Source organism: Curtobacterium sp. S6, from assembly GCF_000710345.2.
In the GTDB taxonomy this organism is placed as follows: Bacteria; Actinomycetota; Actinomycetes; order Actinomycetales; family Micrococcaceae; genus Rothia.
Window position 1 is genome coordinate 32,946 of the sequence record NZ_KL537414.1, and the last position, 17,342, is coordinate 50,287.

Genomic DNA, 17,342 nt, shown 5'->3' on the forward strand with positions numbered 1-17,342 from the left:
CACTGGTCGAGACGGCACCACCGAGTAGAACGCCTAGCTCTGCCACTACGCGGTGAAACCAAAAAAACCAAACACGTCCGATGGCAGAGGCGGGGGACCCAATCATCTGGGTTCTTCCTCGTAAGAGCCCTTGGGGTTAAGTCGCTCAGGCGACCGGGTGTCTCCCATCCGAACCCGACAGCTCACCTCGCAGGCACAGGGAGGAAAAACTTTTATCATGGCTAAGCACATCGCGCGTCACCGCGCAGCAACCCAGTCCCACGTCGTCCGTAACACCGGTATCGCAGTTGCCGCCGCCGGCGTCGTTGCAGGTTCCGTCGCCCCGGCTAACGCTTTCGCCGAGGCCGCTCCGGTCCAGAACACCGCCGCCACCACTCAGGCGACCAACGTTCAGACCGTTGACTACTCCACCGATTACAGCAACCAGGGTCAGACCGTCGACAACGCCGCTGCCAGCACCGGCGCTGCCACCGGTAGCCGCGCCAAGATCGTTGAGGACGCCAAGTCCGGCATCGGCGGCTCCTACGTGTGGGGCGGCAAGAGCTTCAAGGCTTGGGACTGCTCCGGCTTCGTCTCCTACGTTGCCGCTCAGTCCGGCGTTCAGCTGGATTCCTACACCTACTCGATGAAGGATCAGCTGACCCCGACCTCGGCTCCGCAGCCGGGCGACATCGTCTTCACCAACAACTACGCCCACGTCGGCATCTACCTGGGTAACGGCGAGATGGTCTCCGCTCTCAACCCCAGCCAGGGCACCATCATCACCTCGGTCGATGGTGGCGGAATGATGCCGGTTGATGGCTACTACAGCATGCCGGGAATGTAATTTCCGTAACTCAAGTTTCACTTTGTGAGGCACGAGGGGCGTCCGGGAGGGAAACCCGGACGCCCCTTTTTTGCGCCATATCCCAGGTGCGCGTCCTATCATGGAGTCATGCCCCCACAGTTCGAACCTCCCCGAAGTAGCAGCGACAAAGAGTTCCAGGCCATGGCCGTCGGCATGGTCGCCGGAGCCATCCCCGGAATCGTGATCGGGCTGATCCTGTCGCTGTCCCTCGGTAACCCCGCGATGTGGGTCTCCATCGTGGGCGGAATTGGCATCGTGATCGGGCTGATTTCCGCGGTCATCTATTCCAAGCGGCGGTCGCGGAAGACCCGCTAGAACTCCCTGAGGCGACGCACCTCCGCGGCGACGTTCGCTCTGGCCCGGGCTTCCCAGCGGTCACGGGCGCCGCGGGTGAGAAACATCCGGTCCTGAGCCAGGAAGCCCTCGAGGATCGTGGCCCGCGCGGCGCAAAACTCTCGGTCGGGGACGTGCGCGTATTCCGCGCGCACGTCCGCCGCGTAGCGGTCGTACCTGGCCCCCGGAGCGGCAAGGATCCCCAGATCGGCATCGTGGAATAGCGGCCAGAGCGGATCCCTGCACTCCTGCGTGTGATCGGCCGTCGCGTCGATGAGGTCGACGGCGCGGCTCAGCTCGTCGGGCACCATGATCCCCTCGAGTTCCCGGCCGCACAGTTGAGCGCTACGCGTTTCGTCCTGCCCGGGAACGCCGTCGTAGATCGCGTCGTGGTACCAGGCCGCGGCACGGAGAATTCGCGACGAGGACGCCTCCGAGGGGCCGTCCTGGGTGAGGACCGCCAGATGTTCCAGGACCTCGCCGAGGTGGACCGACGAATGGTAGCCGCGGTTCGGGGCCTCCCAGCGCCCCAGGAGAACGCGCCCCAGCTCGGGGTGACCCGGCGCCAGGGCCTCCCAATCCCGGAGCAGACGGGCACGAATCTTCGCGGGCCGTTCCTTGGCCGGAATCCGGAGGGGAGAGGCTATCAGCCGCCGCACGAGCTCATTCGCGGAGACCTGCCTCGCGCCGTGGGCCACGGCCACCTCGATGAGATGAGCGGGGACATCGTAGTGATCTTGGTCAAAGGCCCTGGGGCTCAGGCCGGTGCGTCGGGCCACGTCGTGGAGCTCGTCGAGGCGGAAGTCCGAGACCATGTGGGCGAACATTGTGCCGTGCGCGGGCCATAAAGGCTGATCAATCCATACGGTCATGACTCCAGCATCGCACGCGAACCCTGTAGAGTAGAGCGGTGCGCCCTCGTAGCTCAGGGGATAGAGCACGGCTCTCCTAAAGCCGGTGTCGGTGGTTCGAATCCACTCGGGGGCACTCTTTACTGACGCATCTTTTCGTTGCGTATCTGCCGCAATCCCCGCCGAGCCTACTCCCGGGGAAATCTCTTTTCCCTTGTCATCTGCCTAACAACGGCCAGAATGGTCACGGGAACGGATCGATCGATGACGCTGTGACGTCGTGGATCTCGGCGTAAACCCACCCGGCCACACGAAAGTAGACGTCATGAACTCAGATTATTCGCCTCGGCACGCGTCGACTCAGCGTGAAGACCACGAGGAACCCGCGACCCAGGCCCGCGCGACCGGGGCCGAACGCACCGCAGCGGCGGACCGGCCGGGCGCGGACCGAACCGGCACGGGTCAGCACCACATCACGGACACACGGCCGGCGGTTGAGGACAAGACCGCCTGGGGAGCCCTGTGGGCCATCGTGATCGGCTTCTTCATGATCCTCGTCGACGGGACCATCGTCTCCACGGCCATGCCGGCGATCATGAAACACCTCGACGCGGATATCAACCAGACGGTCTGGGTCACGAGCGCCTACCTGCTCGCTTACGCCGTGCCCCTGCTCATCACGGGTCGGCTCGGGGACCGGCTGGGGCCGGGCCGCATGTATCTCGGCGGGCTCGTGCTGTTCACCGCCGCGTCGCTCTGGTGCGGGCTGTCCGGTTCCATCGAGACGCTGATCGTGGCCCGCGTCTTCCAGGGCCTCGGCGCCGCGATCATGACACCTCAGACGATGGCGATCATCACCCGCATGTTCCCGGCCGAGCGTCGCGGCGCGGCGATGGGCGTCTGGGGAGCGACCGCCGGCGTGGCGAGCCTCGTCGGACCGATCCTGGGTGGCGTTCTGGTCGACACCCTGGGCTGGGAATGGATCTTCTTCGTCAACATCCCGGTGGGCATCTTCGCCTTTATCCGTGCGTGGCAGAAGCTCCCGGCCTTCCCGATCCATACCCACAAGATGGATTATCTCGGCGTGCTCCTGAGCGCGGTGGCGATGTTCCTCATCGTCTTCGGAATCCAAGAGGGTAAAGGTCACGACTGGGGCCAGATCTGGGGGCCCATCACGGTCCCCGAGCTCATCATCGCCGGCGTGGTGCTCCTGATCCTCTTTGTCGTCTGGCAGAAGGTCACCCGCGCGGAGCCCCTGATTCCGCTCTCGCTCTTCAAGGACCGCAACTTTTCGCTCGGCAACATGGCGATCAGCATGGTCGGCCTGATGATCGTGTCCTTCGCCCTGCCGCTGATGCTCTTCTACCAGCTCGTGCGGGGAATGACGCCCACGCAGGCTGCCTTGATGACGGCGCCCATGGCGGTCGTCTCGGGTGTCCTCGCACCGGTCGTTGGAAAGATGCTCACGGCCGGCCGAGCTCCGTTCATCGCCGTCTTCGGTCTGCTCATGAACGCGATCGGCCTGGCCGGCTACTGGTGGCTCATGTCTCCCGACACGACCATTTGGTTCCTGCTGTTGCCGTCGCTCGTGATGGGCATCGGGGGCGCCTGCATGTGGGCCCCCATCTCGATCACGACGACGCGCGATCTGACGCCGAGCCAATCCGGGGCCGGGTCCGGCATCTTCAACACCACCCGACAGGTCGGCGCGGTGCTCGGCACGTCGTTGATCTCCATGATGATGGAGAGCCGCCTGGCCGCGAACCTGCCGCAGATGTCGGGATCGGCTCCCTCCGGCGAAGCGGCCGGCGGGGCCACGCAGCTTCCCGAGATGCTGCGGGACGGTTACGCGACGGCCATGGGGGAGTCCATTCTTCTGCCCGCGGCGGCGATCCTCGTGGCGACCGTGGTCGCGGCCTTCTTCCGCCGCCGGGGGATGAAGCGGCCGGTCACGTCCTAGCTCGTTGCGTTTGCTCCCGTCGGGCTCAGCGGAGAGGCTGTTGCCCCTCGAGCTCGCCACGGGAGAAGGCATCGAACTTGCCGCGAACCAACCGGACCGCGAGCCACACGGCCTCGACGATCATGATCGCCAACAGGGCCCAGCGGACGGTCAGGAGAATCGCGGAAGCCACGGGGGCGGCGCCATCCGGTGCGGCCAGGGCTGCGTCGGTCACGGCGTTGCCCACGATGAAGATCACCAGGTAGGCCAGCGGGGCCGACCACAGCGCCCAGCGTGCCCTCCCTCGGGGAACGGAACGGCCGATCATCGCGACCCACGCGAGGCTCACGAACAGAGGCGTGAGCAACCCCCAGGACCAGTGGACCGCGGAATAGGCGCTCCGGCCACCATCGCCCATGGACTCGGAGATTCCGGCGGCGTCCCGCGGGAAGGTGAACGGCCGGAACTCGGGCAACGCGACGCGGGTCTGCGAGCCGAGCTGGGGGAGCATCCACGCGTGGAGGGCGGCGAACAGGAGGGCCGCGACCACGAAGAGGACCACGACGATCATTCCGGATGAGGATTTTTGGGGATTCGGGCGGCCCGCCGGGACCCACTCCCCGGGACCGATGCCGTCGCCGCGCCCCTCCGTGGATGGCGTGGGCCCCCGCCGTGCCCGCTCGGGGGCCGGTGCCGGATTCGCGGCGGCCTCTCCGTATAGTCGCTGCTTCTGGCCCTTGGACATACCCATAGCTCCATTATGAACCCCGCGGCTTGATGCACTGAACCGGCGGGGGACTCCGAATCGAAACTATGTTCGCCTAGACTGGGGGAAGTATGGATTTTCTGCGCGACTCTTCGTTCCTGACACCGCCCAGCTCCTTGTCCGACCGGCAAGGGGCCGACCAGCGCGATCCCGCGTCGTTGGTTGAAGGGCTTAACGAGCACCAGGCCGCGGCGGTGACGCACTCCGGCAGCCCGTTGCTGATCGTGGCCGGCGCGGGATCGGGCAAGACCAGGGTCCTGACCCATCGCATCGCGTACCTGCTGGCCACCGGGCGGGCGCACCAGGGCGAAATCCTCGCGATTACCTTCACCAACAAGGCCGCGGCCGAGATGCGGGAGCGCGTGGCGGAACTGGTGGGGCCGCGTGCCGAGAAAATGTGGATTTCCACGTTCCACAGTTTTTGCGTGCGTGTCCTGCGGCGCGAAGCGAAGACCATCGGCCTCAAGTCGTCGTTCTCGATCTACGACTCGGCGGACTCGCTGCGTCTGATCACGCTGATCTCCAAGGAATTCGAGCTGGATTCCAAGCGGTTCGCGCCCAAGGCCGTTCTGAACGCCATCTCCGCGTTGAAGAACGAACTGATCGATGCGGAGGAGAACGCGACGTCGGCGTCGAGCACGGACCCGTGGGAATCCACCGTGGCCCGCGTGTACAGCGAATATACGCGGCGGCTCAGGGCGGCCAACGCCCTCGACTTCGATGACCTCATTTCCCAGACCGTCTTCATGCTGCGTGCCTTCCCGCAGGTGGCCGAGTACTACCGGCGCCGGTTCCGGCATATTCTCGTCGACGAATATCAGGACACCAACCACGCGCAGTATGCCCTGGTGCGCGAGCTGACCGGGCACGACGCCGTCGCCCCGGGCACGGATAACCCGTACCCGTCGGCCTCGGAACCGGCGGAGCTCACCGTCGTCGGCGACTCCGATCAGTCCATTTATGCTTTCCGCGGGGCGGACATCCGCAACATCACCGATTTCGAGCGAGACTACCCCCAGGCCAGGACCATTCTTCTGGAGCAGAACTATCGCTCGACCCAGACGATCCTGACGGCCGCGAATGCCGTGATCGAACGCAATCCGAACCGGCGGGACAAGAAGCTGTGGACGGCCTCCGGCGACGGCGTCCCGATCGTCGGCTATGTCGCCGAGAATGAGCACGCCGAAGCCCGCTTCATCGCCGAGGAGATTGACCGGCTGCGGGACGAGGAAGGCGTGGCCCCGGGCGATATCGCGGTCTTCTACCGGACCAACGCCCAATCGCGTTCCCTCGAAGAGATCTTGATGCGGGTCGGGTTGCCGTACCGGGTCGTCGGTGGGACGAGGTTCTACGAGCGCAAAGAGATCAAGGACGCGCTGTCCTACCTCAGGGCCCTCATGAACCCGGACGATGACATCAGCGTGCGTCGGATCCTTAACGAACCCAAGCGGGGCATCGGGGCCCGGTCGGAAGGCGCGATCGCCAACCTCGCGTCCCGGAACAGGTCGTCGTTCATGGCGGCGGCACGCCAGGCCGAGGAAGCCCCCGGCCTGGCTGCGGCCGGAGCGAAAAAGATCTCGGCTTTCGTGACCCTCATGGATGATCTGGGGCAGATCGCAGCGACCGAGACCGCAGCGACGTCGCTCGAAGCGGTGCTGGAGCAGTCCGGGTACCTCGAAGCCCTCCGGACCTCGGATGATCCGCAGGACGAGTCGCGCGTGGAGAACCTCGCCGAACTGGTCGCGGTGGTTCGCGAATTCGAGCGCGACCAGCCCGAGGCCGGCCTTGGCGCGTTCTTGGAGCACGTGTCCTTGGTCGCGGACGCCGATCAAATCCCCAACCGGCCCAAACACGATGACGAGGAAGAGGGCGGGGTCTCCGCCGCCCAGGTCGCGCGGGAGGTCGCCGAGGCGCGTGCCGAAGGCGTGGTCACGCTGATGACCCTGCACACCGCCAAGGGTTTGGAATTTCCGGTGGTCTTCCTGACGGGCATGGAACACGGTATTTTCCCCCACCAGCGAGCCCTGACCAACGACGACGAGATGAGCGAAGAACGACGCATCGCCTACGTGGGGCTGACCCGCGCGATGCAACGCCTCTACCTGACGCGGGCCGAATCGCGTTCCATGTGGGGGCAGGGGCAGTTTAATCCGCCGTCGCCCTTCCTGGAAGAGATCCCCGAGCACCTCATCGAGTGGAAGCGGCTCGGCTCCGCCGGCTTCGGGTCCGGGTTCGGTTCGGCCGTTTACGGGTCGGGCGGATTCTCCGGGGGAAGCCCCCGAGGCGGCCGGACCTCGTGGGCGGACTCCTCCTCGTGGGGCGGCAGAGGGTCCGGATCGGCAAACCGGCCGGCCGCGGCGAGCCAGGACGCCGGATACGGCCGCGGGATCGAGGGCTCGCCGAACCTCGGATCGCGGGCGACCAAGGCCTCCCGGGTTCAGCAGTCCAAGGAGATCCCGTCCCTGGCCATCGGCGACACCGTGGAGCATAAGACGTTCGGGCGCGGACGCGTCGTCGCGCTGGAAGGCGGCGGGGACAAGACCGTTGCCAAGGTGAAATTCTCGAGCGAAGAAAAGCGGTTGCTCCTCCGGTACGCGCCGTTGACCAAGGTGGAATCCTAGGCGCCGCGGGCCGAAAATCGGCCTACGGTCCCCGTAAACCGGCTGTGACAAGTGGAAATACTCGGTAAGGTGTTGTAGCGACCACACCACCGAAGGATTTTCATGACCTCGCATTCGGGCACCGCCGGTACCGTCGACCCCTCCGGAGACCATGCTGGCGCGGGGGAGGCCCCCGCAGAGCAGAGGCGCAAGGCGGTGGTCTCCAGCTTTCTCGGAAACTTCGTCGAGTGGTTCGACTACGGCGCCTACAGTTACCTCGCCGTCACGATCGCCGCGGCCTTTTTCCCCGGGGATACCGAAAATTCCCTCTTCATGACCTTCGCGCTTTTCGCCGTGAGTTTTTTGATTCGCCCGTTCGGCGCGTTCTTTTGGGGGCACTGGGGCGACAAATTTGGCCGCACCAAAACGCTCGCTTGGTCTATTCTCCTGATGACGGGAGCGACGTTCCTGATCGGTTGCTTGCCTGGTGCGTCGACGATCGGCATGGCGGCCCCCATCCTGTTGCTGGTCTTCCGGCTGATCCAAGGGTTTTCGGCCGCGGGCGAGTACGCGGGTGCCTCGGCGTTACTCTCGGAATTCGCGCCCCGGGGTAAGCGGGGTCGATTCGCGGCGATCGTCCCGGCCTCTACCGCCTCCGGATTGCTCCTCGGTTCGCTCTCGGCGACGCTCCTGTACGGGTTGCTCGACGAGTCGTCGATGGAATCCTGGGGATGGCGGCTTCCCTTCCTGGTGGCGGGCCCGTTGGGGCTGGTCGGGTTGTATATCCGGCGCAAGATCGACGACACCCCGGCGTTCCAGGCCCACACGACCCGGCAGATGGCGATCGTGGAGCGGGGCCAGAAGCCGCCGTCGCCGACGCTCCAGCTGGTCACCAAGAACCTGCCCGAGCTGATCCAGGGGTTCGGGATCGTCCTTCTCAACGCCGTCGGCTTCTACGTGGTGTTGACCTTCATGCCGACCTATCTTTCGGAGAATCTCGGCTACGACGCCACGGCCTCGCAATTGGCGACCACGATCTCGCTCGTCACGTACATCTCGTTCATCTTCCTCACGGGGAGGATCGCGGATCGTATCGGCCGCCGAAGCACCCTGATCCTGGCCTCGGCGACATTCCTGGTGCTGAGCGTCCCCGCGTTCCTGGTCATGGGGACGGGGCACTACTGGCTCGCGGTCCTGGTCCTCGTGGTGATGGGTGCCTTCCTGTCCCTCAACGACGGCGCGCTTCCGTCCGCGGTCTCGGAGCTGTACCCCACCGCGGTCCGCTTCAGCGGCTTCGCGCTGGTGTTCAACATCGGCAACGCGCTCTTTGGAGGACCGATGAGCGCCCTCAATACGTGGCTGATTTCGGCGACCGGGAACACCCTGTGGCCCGCCTATATCTTGATGGCGGCGGCCCTCCTGGCCCTGATCGCCGTGTTGTGGTCCAAGGATCGTTCGAGGACGGAGATCGACGACGTCGCACCGACCGCAGGCGACGCGGAGGGCCGGCCTGGGCCGGCCGAGGAATCCGCTCCGAGCGGCCGGTGAGGGATGGGCTCGGGCCGTCGACTATCTGCACTCGTGGCGAACGGCGCGTGAATTGTGACTCACCCGCGGGATCTCGGGGCGAAACTCGCCGCCATGGTTAGGGTGCCTGTGACCATCTGAGTTAGAGTCACACCAGGGGAGCGCTGTCTCCCGCGATGATCCATGGGTCACGGCGGAGGCTGGCGTTCCACGATAATCAGGCCGGATGGGCTGGACGGTTCACCCGGCACGACTTCGACGAAGAAGGACACATATCCGTGGACCTGTTTGAATTCCAGGCACGCGATCTCTTCGAGAAGCACGGTGTACCCGTACTTCAAGGGATCGTCGCCGAAACTCCTGAAGAAGCTAAAGCTGCCGCCGAGAAGATCGGCGGCGTGACCGTCGTCAAGGCGCAGGTTAAGGTTGGCGGCCGCGGCAAGGCCGGCGGCGTCAAGGTCGCCAAGACCGCCGATGAAGCTTACGAGTATGCCTCCCAGATCCTGGGCATGGATATCAAGGGCCACACCGTTCACCGTGTGATGATCGCCCAGGGCGCCGATATTGCCGAGGAATACTACTTCTCGGTTCTGCTGGATCGCGCCAACCGTTCGTACCTGGCCATGTGCTCGGTCGAGGGTGGCATGGAGATCGAGCAGCTCGCGGTCGAGCGCCCCGATGCGCTCGCTCGCGTCGAGGTCGACCCGGCCAAGGGCTTGGACGCCGAGAAGGCGGCCGAAATCGTCGCCGCCGCCGGCTTCCCCGAGGAGCTTCGCGGCAAGGTCGCCGATGTCCTCGTCAAGCTCGGCGTGGTCTTCGATAAGGAAGACGCGACCCTGGTCGAGGTCAACCCCTTGGTCAAGACCGGCGAGGGCGAGATCCTGGCGCTCGACGGCAAGGTCTCCCTCGACGACAACGCCGAATTCCGCCACGAGGACCACGCGGGACTCGAGGACAAGTCGGCCACCGATCCGCTCGAGGCCAAGGCCAAGGAAAACGACCTCAACTACGTCAAGCTGGACGGCGAGGTTGGAATCATCGGTAACGGTGCCGGCCTCGTGATGTCCACGCTCGACGTCGTGGCCTACGCGGGCGAGAAGCACGGCAACGTCAAGCCGGCGAACTTCCTCGATATCGGTGGCGGAGCCTCGGCCGAGGTCATGGCCAACGGGCTCGACGTGATCCTCGGTGACGAGCAGGTCAAGTCCGTGTTCGTCAACGTCTTCGGCGGCATCACCGCGTGCGATGCCGTGGCCAACGGGATCGTCAAGGCCCTCGAGATCCTCGGCGACCAGGCGACCAAGCCGCTCGTCGTCCGTCTCGACGGCAATAACGTTGAAGAGGGACGTCGCATCCTGGACGAGGCCAACCACCCGTTGGTTACCCAGGCGAAGACCATGGACTCGGGCGCCGATAAGGCCGCCGAGCTGGCCCACCAGGCTTCCTAAGCACCCGCCGATACATCTCAAGATTCAGAGGAAAATATGTCTATCTTTTTGAACAAGGACTCCAAGGTCATCGTTCAGGGCATCACCGGCGGCGAGGGCACCAAGCACACTGCGCGCATGCTGGCCGCCGGAACCCAGGTTGTCGGCGGCGTGAACGCACGCAAGGCCGGCACCACGGTGTCGCACAAGGCTCAGGACGGCTCCGACGTTGACCTGCCCGTCTTCGGCAAGGTTGCCGAAGCCGTGCAGGAGACCGGCGCCAATGTGTCGATCGTCTTCGTTCCGCCGGCCTTCACCAAGGACGCGGTCATCGAGGCCATTGACGCCGAGGTCCCGCTCGTCGTCGTGATCACCGAGGGCATCCCGGTTCAGGACTCGGCCGAGTTCTGGGCCCACGCCAAGGCGAAGACCGGTGCGGACGGCAAGCCGAAGACCCGCATCATCGGCCCGAACTGCCCCGGCATCATCACCCCGGGTGAATCCCTGGTCGGCATCACGCCGGCCAACATCACCGGATCGGGCAAGATCGGACTCGTCTCGAAGTCGGGCACCCTGACCTACCAGATGATGTTCGAACTGCGCGACATCGGCTTCACGACCGCGATCGGAATCGGCGGTGACCCCGTGATCGGCACGACCCACATCGACGCCCTGGAGGCGTTCGAGGCGGATCCCGAGACCGAGGCCATCGTGATGATCGGCGAGATCGGTGGCGACGCCGAGGAGCGGGCCGCGGATTACATCAAGGCCAACGTGTCGAAGCCGGTCGTCGGCTACGTCGCGGGCTTCACCGCACCCGAGGGCAAGACCATGGGCCACGCCGGCGCCATCGTCTCCGGCTCCTCGGGCACGGCCGAAGCCAAGAAGGAGGCCCTCGAGGCCGCCGGCGTGAAGGTCGGCAAGACTCCTTCCGAGGCCGCGCAGCTCATGCGCGACATCTTCGCGGCCAAGTAGGTCAGCGAAGCATCACCGCGAAGTCGCCCGGGCCGTTACGGCCCGGGCGACTTGTGCGTGAGGGGCGTTGACCGGGGGATTCGATTCAAAATTGAAATAGCGGCGCAACGGCGGTATTCTCTGGGAAAACCGTTCGGAGGGATCGAACGATGATGCTGGAGAGTGAAATGCCAAACGCCGTGAAGCCCGCCCCCGTTCTTTCTGGCACCGTAACCCGGCGCAAGTTCGCGGCAGGTATAGCGTGGGCAGTGCCGGTGGCGGCCGTCGTCACTCCGGTTCCCGCCTACGCGGCCTCCGCGTGCCTCGAAGTGACGGTTCCGAAATTTACCGACCAGAACTGGACGTTCGTCAACCCCAACCCCGCGACCCACGTGCGGCACGAGCTCGGCACCAAATTCCTGGGCGTGGGGCGGGAACAGCGCTTCTATTCCAGGGACAATGTGTTGAGGCGCCAGCCGACGGCCACGCAGTCGCTCTCGACGATCGTCATACTCACCGCCGGGTGTCGGTACGCGATCTCGTACGAGGCGATCAAAGTCCAGAACAACGGCGAAAACCAGCCGGATCACACGGACCAGTGGGCCGACCTCTATATCGGCGGAACGCGGCTGTCCGGCGTCACGACGGGTGCCGCGACGCCGGAGCGGGAAGCCCTTTCCTCCAGGTCGTCCACCACCATGGTCTCCCATTTCACGCCCGCGACAACGGGTCCCGTCGAGCTCCGATTCGAGTTCACCCTGTTGGGCCCCACGGCCCCGAACTTCGGCAACGACGACATCGGGTTGTGGCAACCGACGATCACGGTCTAGAACCGCGGCCGATTACGCGGCCGACGTGCCGAAGAGGAGACCGAGCAGATAGGTGGCCGCCGCGGCCCCGTATCCGATGAACAGCTGCCGCAATCCGCGCTTGAACGGGGATGCGCCCGAGAGCAGGCCCACCACGGCGCCCGTGCCCAGCAAGGCGATACCCACGAGCAAGAGCGACAAGATCATGCCCGGATAGCCCGACATCCCGAAGATATAGGGCAGGATCGGGATGATCGCGCCCGAGGCGAAGAAGCAGAAGCTCGACGCCGCGGCGCCGAGATCGGTTCCCAGGGCCACGTTTTCGGCCCCATCCTCGGACGCGTCCTCGTCGTCCCGGTGCGAGAGCGACGGGTCGCAGTCGCAGTCGAAGTAGCCGAAGCGCTCCAGGGCGCGGTGATGGGCCGCCTCTTCGCTCATGCCACGGGCCCGGTAAATCAGCTCGACCTCATTACGGTCGATATCGAGGCTCGGGGCGACGTCCAGGGTCACCTGGGTGGGGCGCGAGGCGTCCAAAAGTTCGCGCTGGGAACGGACCGAGACGAACTCACCCGCGCCCATGCTGAGCGCGCCGGCCAGCAGGCCCGCGACGCCGCTGAGGAGCACCATGTGCGGGCTCGCACCGGCCGCCCCGATGCCCATGATCAGAGCGACGTTGGAGACCAAGCCGTCGTTCGCGCCGAACACGGCGGCCCGGAAGTTGCCGGAGAGCTTTTCGCGGCCGTTAGTGGCCAGCGCCCGGACCACCTCTTCGTGCACGGCCTCGTCGGCGGCCATGGAGTCGGTCGCATCGGGGTCTTCGTCATAGGGTGAACGGCCCTCGGATCGCTGCGCGAGGGCTAAGACGAACACGTGTCCGAAATGCTTGGCCATGAACTGCAGGGTCAGCGACGAGGCCGAGGGCCGGGGATCCTTGCTGGCGTCCGGACCCAGCAGGTCCCGCCAGTGCTGTTGGTGGCGTTTCTCGGCGTCGGCCATCTCGGCGAGGATCTGGGCGTCGCGGCCTTCGGAGCGATCCGCGAGGTAGCGGTAGACGGTCTCTTCGGAGATTTCGTCCGCCAGGTAGCGGCGCCAGCGGCGTCGTTGAGCATTGGTCGGTTCGCGGCGGGGGATCTCCGCGGAATCCCGCGGGGCCTCGAATCCGGGTTCAGAAGGGGTGGGGCTGCCGTCCTCGGCGGGGAGGGGGGTTATCGGCTTACGGCTCATGGGGTATCTCCTCCGGGCCGAGCGACGCGATGCCATCATCGCGGAGTCTTCGGCCCTTGAATGTTGTCCCTTAATGGGTCTTCAGGCCGAAGGTCTCGCTCGCCCGCGGGGACGCGCCGTGTGCCGCGTCGGTAACGGGTGGAATGCCGGGAGAAATCTCCAGTGTGTCGACATCCCGCTGCGACGCTCAAGGCGCCGGTGGGAACTACTCCCCTTCGTTCCGGACAACTCTAGCGGAATCCTGCCGGCCAAGCATCGTCCCCGCAATAATTGCGCCGAACGCCACAATGGCGATGCAGAACCACCCGGTCATGAGCCATCCGCCGGAGATGTAGAAGTAGCCGCCGATCCACCCGATGAAGGCCGAGCCGGCGTAGTAGAACAGGTTGTACATCGCCGTTCCCTGGGCCTTGCCTTCCCCGGCCAGGAGCCCTGTCCACGCGGAGGCAGTCGAGTGGGCCGCGAAGAAGCCCATGGTGAGCAGGACGAGCCCGACGATCACGACCACGAGCGGCCGCGCGGTGGTCAACCCGATGCCCAAGATCATGACCCCCATCGAGACCACGACGGTCAGGAGACGACCGAAGCGGGCGGAAAGACGCCCCGCGATACCCGAGGTAAAGGTTCCGGAGAGATACGCCAGGAACAACAGGGAGATGGCGACCTCGGAGAGCGAGTACGGCGGAACCTCGAGTTTGAACCCCACGTAGTTATAGACCGTCACGAACGCGCCCATCAGGGTGAAGGCCAACAGGAAGAGGCTGATCATGCCGGAGTGGCTCAGATGGCGGCGGATCCTCCGGGCGGTCGTGCGGAGGGCGCCCCGCGAGGGGACCGGGACGAATCGTCTGGCCCGGGGGAGGAGGACCAGGAAAGCGATCGCGGCCGCGACCGCGAGCAGGGCGACGCACGTGATGGCCATGCGCCAGTTTCCGGTGAACTGGGCGACCGGCCCGGAGATCAGGCGTCCGGCGAGCCCACCGATCGTCGTTCCCGCGACGTAGAGGCCCGTTGCCGCACCGGCGTGCAGGGCGAGGGTCTCTTCGGTGATGTAGGCGACCGCAACGCCCGCGAGCCCCGCGAGGGCCGCGCCTTGAACGAAACGCAGGACCAGCAAGAGGGAGAAGTCGGGCGTCCACGGGATGATCAACCCGAGGATGCTCGCGGTTGAGATCGCAATGGCCATGGCCCGGGTCTTCCCCCACCGGTCCGCGACGTAGGTCCATGGAAGGGCGAAGATGGCGAGGCCGAAGGTCGCGGAGGAGACCGTGAGGGCCACCGACGCGACGTCGCGGTCCAGATCCGCGGCGATGGACGGTAGGACCGCCTGCGGCGAATAGAGCGGGGCGAAGGTCGCCACGCCGGCGCAGAACATGGCGACCAGCATCCGCGTGAACTCCGGGGTGCCACGACGGTATCCGTGCCATGACGCGCTGTTACTGCCTGTGTCCGGGGGTGTGGACACCAGGGATCATCTCCTGAACAAAGCGATGTTGGGTGAGTATGTCAGAGGGTCGGGGCCGTGGCCGGGACGTCCCGGTCGTACATGGCCCCCGATCCCCAACGGAATCGGTAGGGGTCGGAGCAGTCGCGCCCGTAACGCAGCGCGTCGACCATCACGTGGGCGGCCTCCGCGAGGCCCAGGTGGGTGCGCTCCCAATGGAGCTGATCCGGGCTGGGCGGCCGCCACCCCGCCTCGGCGAGGTATTCCTCGTCGAGGGGCCACATCACGGCCGGGAGGAACTGCTCCGAGACGAGCGTCGCGGTGACGCCGGCGGGCCCCGTGAACGCCTGGGCGTAGGGGGAGTCTCCGCCGGTGTTTCCCGTCTCGTAGTCCACGGTCAAAAAGTGGTTCCACGGAAGGGTGCGCACGGCCTCGGAGATCTCCTCGATGAGGTCGCGCCATGAGTCTTCGTCGCCGCTGGCCTCCTGGCCCACGGTTTCCACGACGCCTATGCCGCGATCGATCCAATTCTGCGGCGACCACGACCCGGGCTCGTCGATACCGCCACCGGCAGGCGACCCCCAGGGCCCGACCCAGTGCTCTTCATAGCGTGGGTCGCACGTTTCGGGAGCCTGATCGTTGATGAGGCGTCGGCCGTGGGCGAGCGCCTCGTGCCACGAGCCGTAGAGGTGCCGGATGGTCGCCAAATTGGGGCGCGGCGTGGTGTGGCGTGCGGTATCGGCGGACCAACGGCCATAGAGCAGGGCCAGCGGCTTGCGGTTATTGCGGATGCAATACGTGAGGAAATCGGCAATGGCGCTGCGGAATCGCTCTTCCGTGAAGTCCGGGATGCGGTCGGTTCCGTCGGGGGCGAAGCGCTTTGCCGGAGCGAGACCCATGGAAACGAGGGCCCGGGACCAGGACCCGTCGCCGAACTGCGAGCTGAGATATCGGGGGCTCGCGGGCCAGGCCTGATGGATCAGGGAAAAGACCTCGCGCAGATCCTCGGGGGGATCTTCGCGGAAGGACTGGTATTCCGGGCTCGAGAGGGTCGTGTGGGGGTATTTCGTCAGAAATGCGTGCGTGGCGCCCAGACGGCCCAGGACCGAGGCGGTCTGCTCATCGGTCGCGCCGGCCGACTCCAAGACTCGGGAGACATCCTGCACCACGGCGGGGTCTCCCGAGACGGCGATGAATCGTCGGTCCTCGCCCAGGTCCAACAGGTGATTGATCGCCAACCACACGCCCGCGGCCAAGAGGGTCCCGTTGAGCGTCTGATCCGTGGAGTGCAGGAAACGTTCGGGATTCTCGGCCAGGGCCTGGTCGAGAAGATCGCGCGGAATCGTGGGGAAGAGGGTGACCAGCCGGTATCGCGTCTCGGACCGGGTCCATCCCGCCTCGGCGAGTTCCTCGACGAGGGGCTGGTAGGCGTCGCGGAAGGCCCGGTAGGCCTCGCTGTCTATACCGTCCATGTCCCCTTGCTTTCGCCGCGGAGCCGCGCAATCGCGGCGCCCGCGCTGTCGATCCGCACGCGCATTTCGTGTCGTACCTAATGAGCGTAGGCACGCCCGCATAGCCGTGCCAACACCGGAGGTGGATATTACCTGATACGGCGTTCGGAGGTGGCGCACGGCCGCCCACGCGGCGACGGCGCCCGTCCCCCAGGGGGAAGAGCGCCGTCGTCGACGTTGGTCGTGGTCTACTTCATGGTCTCCACGGGGTCGTTGCCGATGCGACCGTCCGACTTGGTCAGGCCGTTGATGGCCTCGACCTCGTCGGCGGACAACGAAACGTCGAGGGCCTTGAAATTCTCGACGATGCGTTCCGGGGTGACCGACTTCGGGATCACGACGTTGCCGATGGCCAGGTGCCATGCGATGACGACCTGCCCGGCGGAAGCGCCGTGTCGTTCGGCGATCTCGGTGACCGTGCTCTCCTTGAGAACGTCACCGCCCTGGCCGAGCGGGGACCACGCCTCGGTCTTGATGCCGAGCTCCTCGTTGACCTGGCGCATCCGTGCCTGGTTGAAGTACGGGTGCAATTCGATCTGGTGGATCGCCGGGGTCACGCCGGTTTCCCGGATGATCTCCCGCAGCTGCTCCTCGGGGAAGTTGGAGACGCCGATCGAGACGACCTTGCCCTGTCGCTGGAGCTCGATCATGGCCTTCCACGTGTCCAGGTACAGGTGGTTCTCCGGCTGCGCCCAGTGGATCAGGTACAGATCCACCGGCTTGGACAGCCCCAGGCGTTCCGCGGAACGATCGAAGGCTTCGAGGGTCGACTCGTAGCCCTGGTCGTCGTTCCAGAGCTTGGTCGTGACAAAAATGTCCTTCTCGTCGACGTCGGAGGCGGCGATGCCTCGTCCGACGCCCGCCTCGTTGCCGTAGATCTTCGCCGTGTCGATGTGGCGGAAACCGGCGTCGAGGGCCTGGCCCACGACCTTCTCCGCGACGTCGTCCTCGACCTGCCATACACCGTAGCCCAGCTGCGGAATCTGCTGACCGTCGTTGAACGTGATGTTCGGAGACGTGTTCATGGATGAGTCCTTTCCCAAGCTAATACTGTGTCCGGCTATGTAACGAGGGGGCGGGAGGGAGTATTCCCCGCCCGCCCCATCGATT

General features: G+C 65.5%; 14 protein-coding genes, 1 tRNA gene and 1 riboswitch. Of the genes, 9 read left to right on the top strand and 6 right to left on the bottom strand.

Features of this window, described 5'->3' with window-relative positions; translation table 11 throughout:
* Nucleotides 1-55 precede the first annotated feature (55 nt).
* Nucleotides 56-208: riboswitch (cyclic di-AMP (ydaO/yuaA leader) on the top strand.
* Nucleotides 209-217: 9 nt separating this feature from the next.
* On the top strand, nucleotides 218-826 hold the full coding sequence (locus tag CURSPS6_RS09580; protein WP_030015813.1) for a C40 family peptidase: 609 nt from the start codon (nucleotides 218-220) through the stop codon (nucleotides 824-826).
* 108 nt (nucleotides 827-934) lie between these two features.
* On the top strand, nucleotides 935-1,162 hold the full coding sequence (locus CURSPS6_RS09585; RefSeq protein ID WP_030015814.1) for a hypothetical protein: 228 nt from the start codon (nucleotides 935-937) through the stop codon (nucleotides 1,160-1,162).
* Here the strand turns inward: CURSPS6_RS09585 and CURSPS6_RS09590 are convergent.
* Nucleotides 1,159-2,052 carry a DUF4031 domain-containing protein gene (locus CURSPS6_RS09590; protein ID WP_030015815.1) on the bottom strand — a complete coding sequence of 298 codons (894 nt, stop codon included), beginning with the start codon at nucleotides 2,050-2,052 and terminating at the stop codon, nucleotides 1,159-1,161. The genes CURSPS6_RS09585 and CURSPS6_RS09590 overlap by 4 nt on opposite strands.
* 42 nt (nucleotides 2,053-2,094) lie before the next feature.
* Between CURSPS6_RS09590 and CURSPS6_RS09595 the strand changes: the two genes are divergently transcribed.
* Both CURSPS6_RS09595 and CURSPS6_RS09600 read left to right on the top strand, forming a co-directional pair.
* A tRNA-Arg gene (locus tag CURSPS6_RS09595) sits at nucleotides 2,095-2,167 on the top strand.
* 189 nt (nucleotides 2,168-2,356) lie between these two features.
* Nucleotides 2,357-3,991, top strand: coding sequence for a DHA2 family efflux MFS transporter permease subunit (locus CURSPS6_RS09600; protein ID WP_082470408.1), 1,635 nt, complete (start codon nucleotides 2,357-2,359; stop codon nucleotides 3,989-3,991).
* 25 nt (nucleotides 3,992-4,016) lie between these two features.
* Here the strand turns inward: CURSPS6_RS09600 and CURSPS6_RS09605 are convergent, their stop codons facing one another.
* Nucleotides 4,017-4,721 carry a hypothetical protein gene (locus tag CURSPS6_RS09605; protein ID WP_152978126.1) on the bottom strand — a complete coding sequence of 235 codons (705 nt, stop codon included), beginning with the start codon at nucleotides 4,719-4,721 and terminating at the stop codon, nucleotides 4,017-4,019.
* An 86-nt stretch (nucleotides 4,722-4,807) separates the two neighbouring features.
* Between CURSPS6_RS09605 and CURSPS6_RS09610 the strand changes: the two genes are divergently transcribed.
* The 5 genes from CURSPS6_RS09610 (at nucleotide 4,808) to CURSPS6_RS09630 (ending at nucleotide 12,074) form a co-directional block, all read left to right on the top strand.
* The gene (locus tag CURSPS6_RS09610) at nucleotides 4,808-7,357 is read left to right on the top strand and encodes a UvrD-helicase domain-containing protein (RefSeq protein ID WP_030015819.1); all 2,550 of its coding nucleotides are present in this window, start codon (nucleotides 4,808-4,810) and stop codon (nucleotides 7,355-7,357) included.
* A 102-nt stretch (nucleotides 7,358-7,459) separates the two neighbouring features.
* Nucleotides 7,460-8,884 (top strand): MFS transporter, encoded by a 1,425-nt coding sequence (locus CURSPS6_RS09615; RefSeq protein ID WP_082470410.1) that lies wholly within the window; start codon nucleotides 7,460-7,462, stop codon nucleotides 8,882-8,884.
* Nucleotides 8,885-9,141: 257 nt separating this feature from the next.
* On the top strand, nucleotides 9,142-10,311 hold the full coding sequence (sucC, locus tag CURSPS6_RS09620; protein ID WP_030015821.1) for an ADP-forming succinate--CoA ligase subunit beta: 1,170 nt from the start codon (nucleotides 9,142-9,144) through the stop codon (nucleotides 10,309-10,311).
* A gap of 36 nt (nucleotides 10,312-10,347) precedes the next feature.
* The gene (gene sucD, locus CURSPS6_RS09625) at nucleotides 10,348-11,265 is read left to right on the top strand and encodes a succinate--CoA ligase subunit alpha (protein ID WP_030015822.1); all 918 of its coding nucleotides are present in this window, start codon (nucleotides 10,348-10,350) and stop codon (nucleotides 11,263-11,265) included.
* A 254-nt stretch (nucleotides 11,266-11,519) separates the two neighbouring features.
* Nucleotides 11,520-12,074 (top strand): hypothetical protein, encoded by a 555-nt coding sequence (locus CURSPS6_RS09630; RefSeq protein ID WP_152978127.1) that lies wholly within the window; start codon nucleotides 11,520-11,522, stop codon nucleotides 12,072-12,074.
* Nucleotides 12,075-12,086: 12 nt separating this feature from the next.
* Here CURSPS6_RS09630 and CURSPS6_RS09635 read toward each other — a convergent pair whose 3' ends face one another.
* The 4 genes from CURSPS6_RS09635 to CURSPS6_RS09650 all read right to left on the bottom strand — a co-directional run bounded on the left by CURSPS6_RS09635 (nucleotide 12,087) and on the right by CURSPS6_RS09650 (nucleotide 17,257).
* Nucleotides 12,087-13,277, bottom strand: a complete 1,191-nt coding sequence (locus CURSPS6_RS09635; protein WP_082470412.1) for a VIT1/CCC1 transporter family protein — start codon at nucleotides 13,275-13,277, stop codon at nucleotides 12,087-12,089.
* Between the two features lie 205 nt (nucleotides 13,278-13,482).
* Nucleotides 13,483-14,742 (bottom strand): MFS transporter, encoded by a 1,260-nt coding sequence (locus CURSPS6_RS09640; protein WP_235503742.1) that lies wholly within the window; start codon nucleotides 14,740-14,742, stop codon nucleotides 13,483-13,485.
* A gap of 41 nt (nucleotides 14,743-14,783) precedes the next feature.
* Nucleotides 14,784-16,193, bottom strand: a complete 1,410-nt coding sequence (locus tag CURSPS6_RS09645; protein WP_030015826.1) for a TY-Chap domain-containing protein — start codon at nucleotides 16,191-16,193, stop codon at nucleotides 14,784-14,786.
* Between the two features lie 227 nt (nucleotides 16,194-16,420).
* Nucleotides 16,421-17,257 (bottom strand): aldo/keto reductase, encoded by an 837-nt coding sequence (locus CURSPS6_RS09650; RefSeq protein WP_030015827.1) that lies wholly within the window; start codon nucleotides 17,255-17,257, stop codon nucleotides 16,421-16,423.
* Nucleotides 17,258-17,342 lie beyond the last annotated feature (85 nt).

Bases quoted from the DNA above. Each gene is read 5' to 3' on its own strand.
- sucD (WP_030015822.1), top strand. From the start codon at position 10,348: ATGTCTATCTTTTTGAACAAGGACTCCAAGGTCATCGTTCAGGGCATC.
- CURSPS6_RS09600 (WP_082470408.1), top strand. From the start codon at position 2,357: ATGAACTCAGATTATTCGCCTCGGCACGCGTCGACTCAGCGTGAAGAC.
- CURSPS6_RS09635 (WP_082470412.1), bottom strand. From the start codon at position 13,277: ATGAGCCGTAAGCCGATAACCCCCCTCCCCGCCGAGGACGGCAGCCCC.
- CURSPS6_RS09590 (WP_030015815.1), bottom strand. From the start codon at position 2,052: ATGACCGTATGGATTGATCAGCCTTTATGGCCCGCGCACGGCACAATG.
- CURSPS6_RS09580 (WP_030015813.1), top strand. From the start codon at position 218: ATGGCTAAGCACATCGCGCGTCACCGCGCAGCAACCCAGTCCCACGTC.
- CURSPS6_RS09605 (WP_152978126.1), bottom strand. From the start codon at position 4,721: ATGGGTATGTCCAAGGGCCAGAAGCAGCGACTATACGGAGAGGCCGCC.
- CURSPS6_RS09610 (WP_030015819.1), top strand. From the start codon at position 4,808: ATGGATTTTCTGCGCGACTCTTCGTTCCTGACACCGCCCAGCTCCTTG.
- CURSPS6_RS09615 (WP_082470410.1), top strand. From the start codon at position 7,460: ATGACCTCGCATTCGGGCACCGCCGGTACCGTCGACCCCTCCGGAGAC.
- CURSPS6_RS09650 (WP_030015827.1), bottom strand. From the start codon at position 17,257: ATGAACACGTCTCCGAACATCACGTTCAACGACGGTCAGCAGATTCCG.
- CURSPS6_RS09585 (WP_030015814.1), top strand. From the start codon at position 935: ATGCCCCCACAGTTCGAACCTCCCCGAAGTAGCAGCGACAAAGAGTTC.
- CURSPS6_RS09645 (WP_030015826.1), bottom strand. From the start codon at position 16,193: ATGGACGGTATAGACAGCGAGGCCTACCGGGCCTTCCGCGACGCCTAC.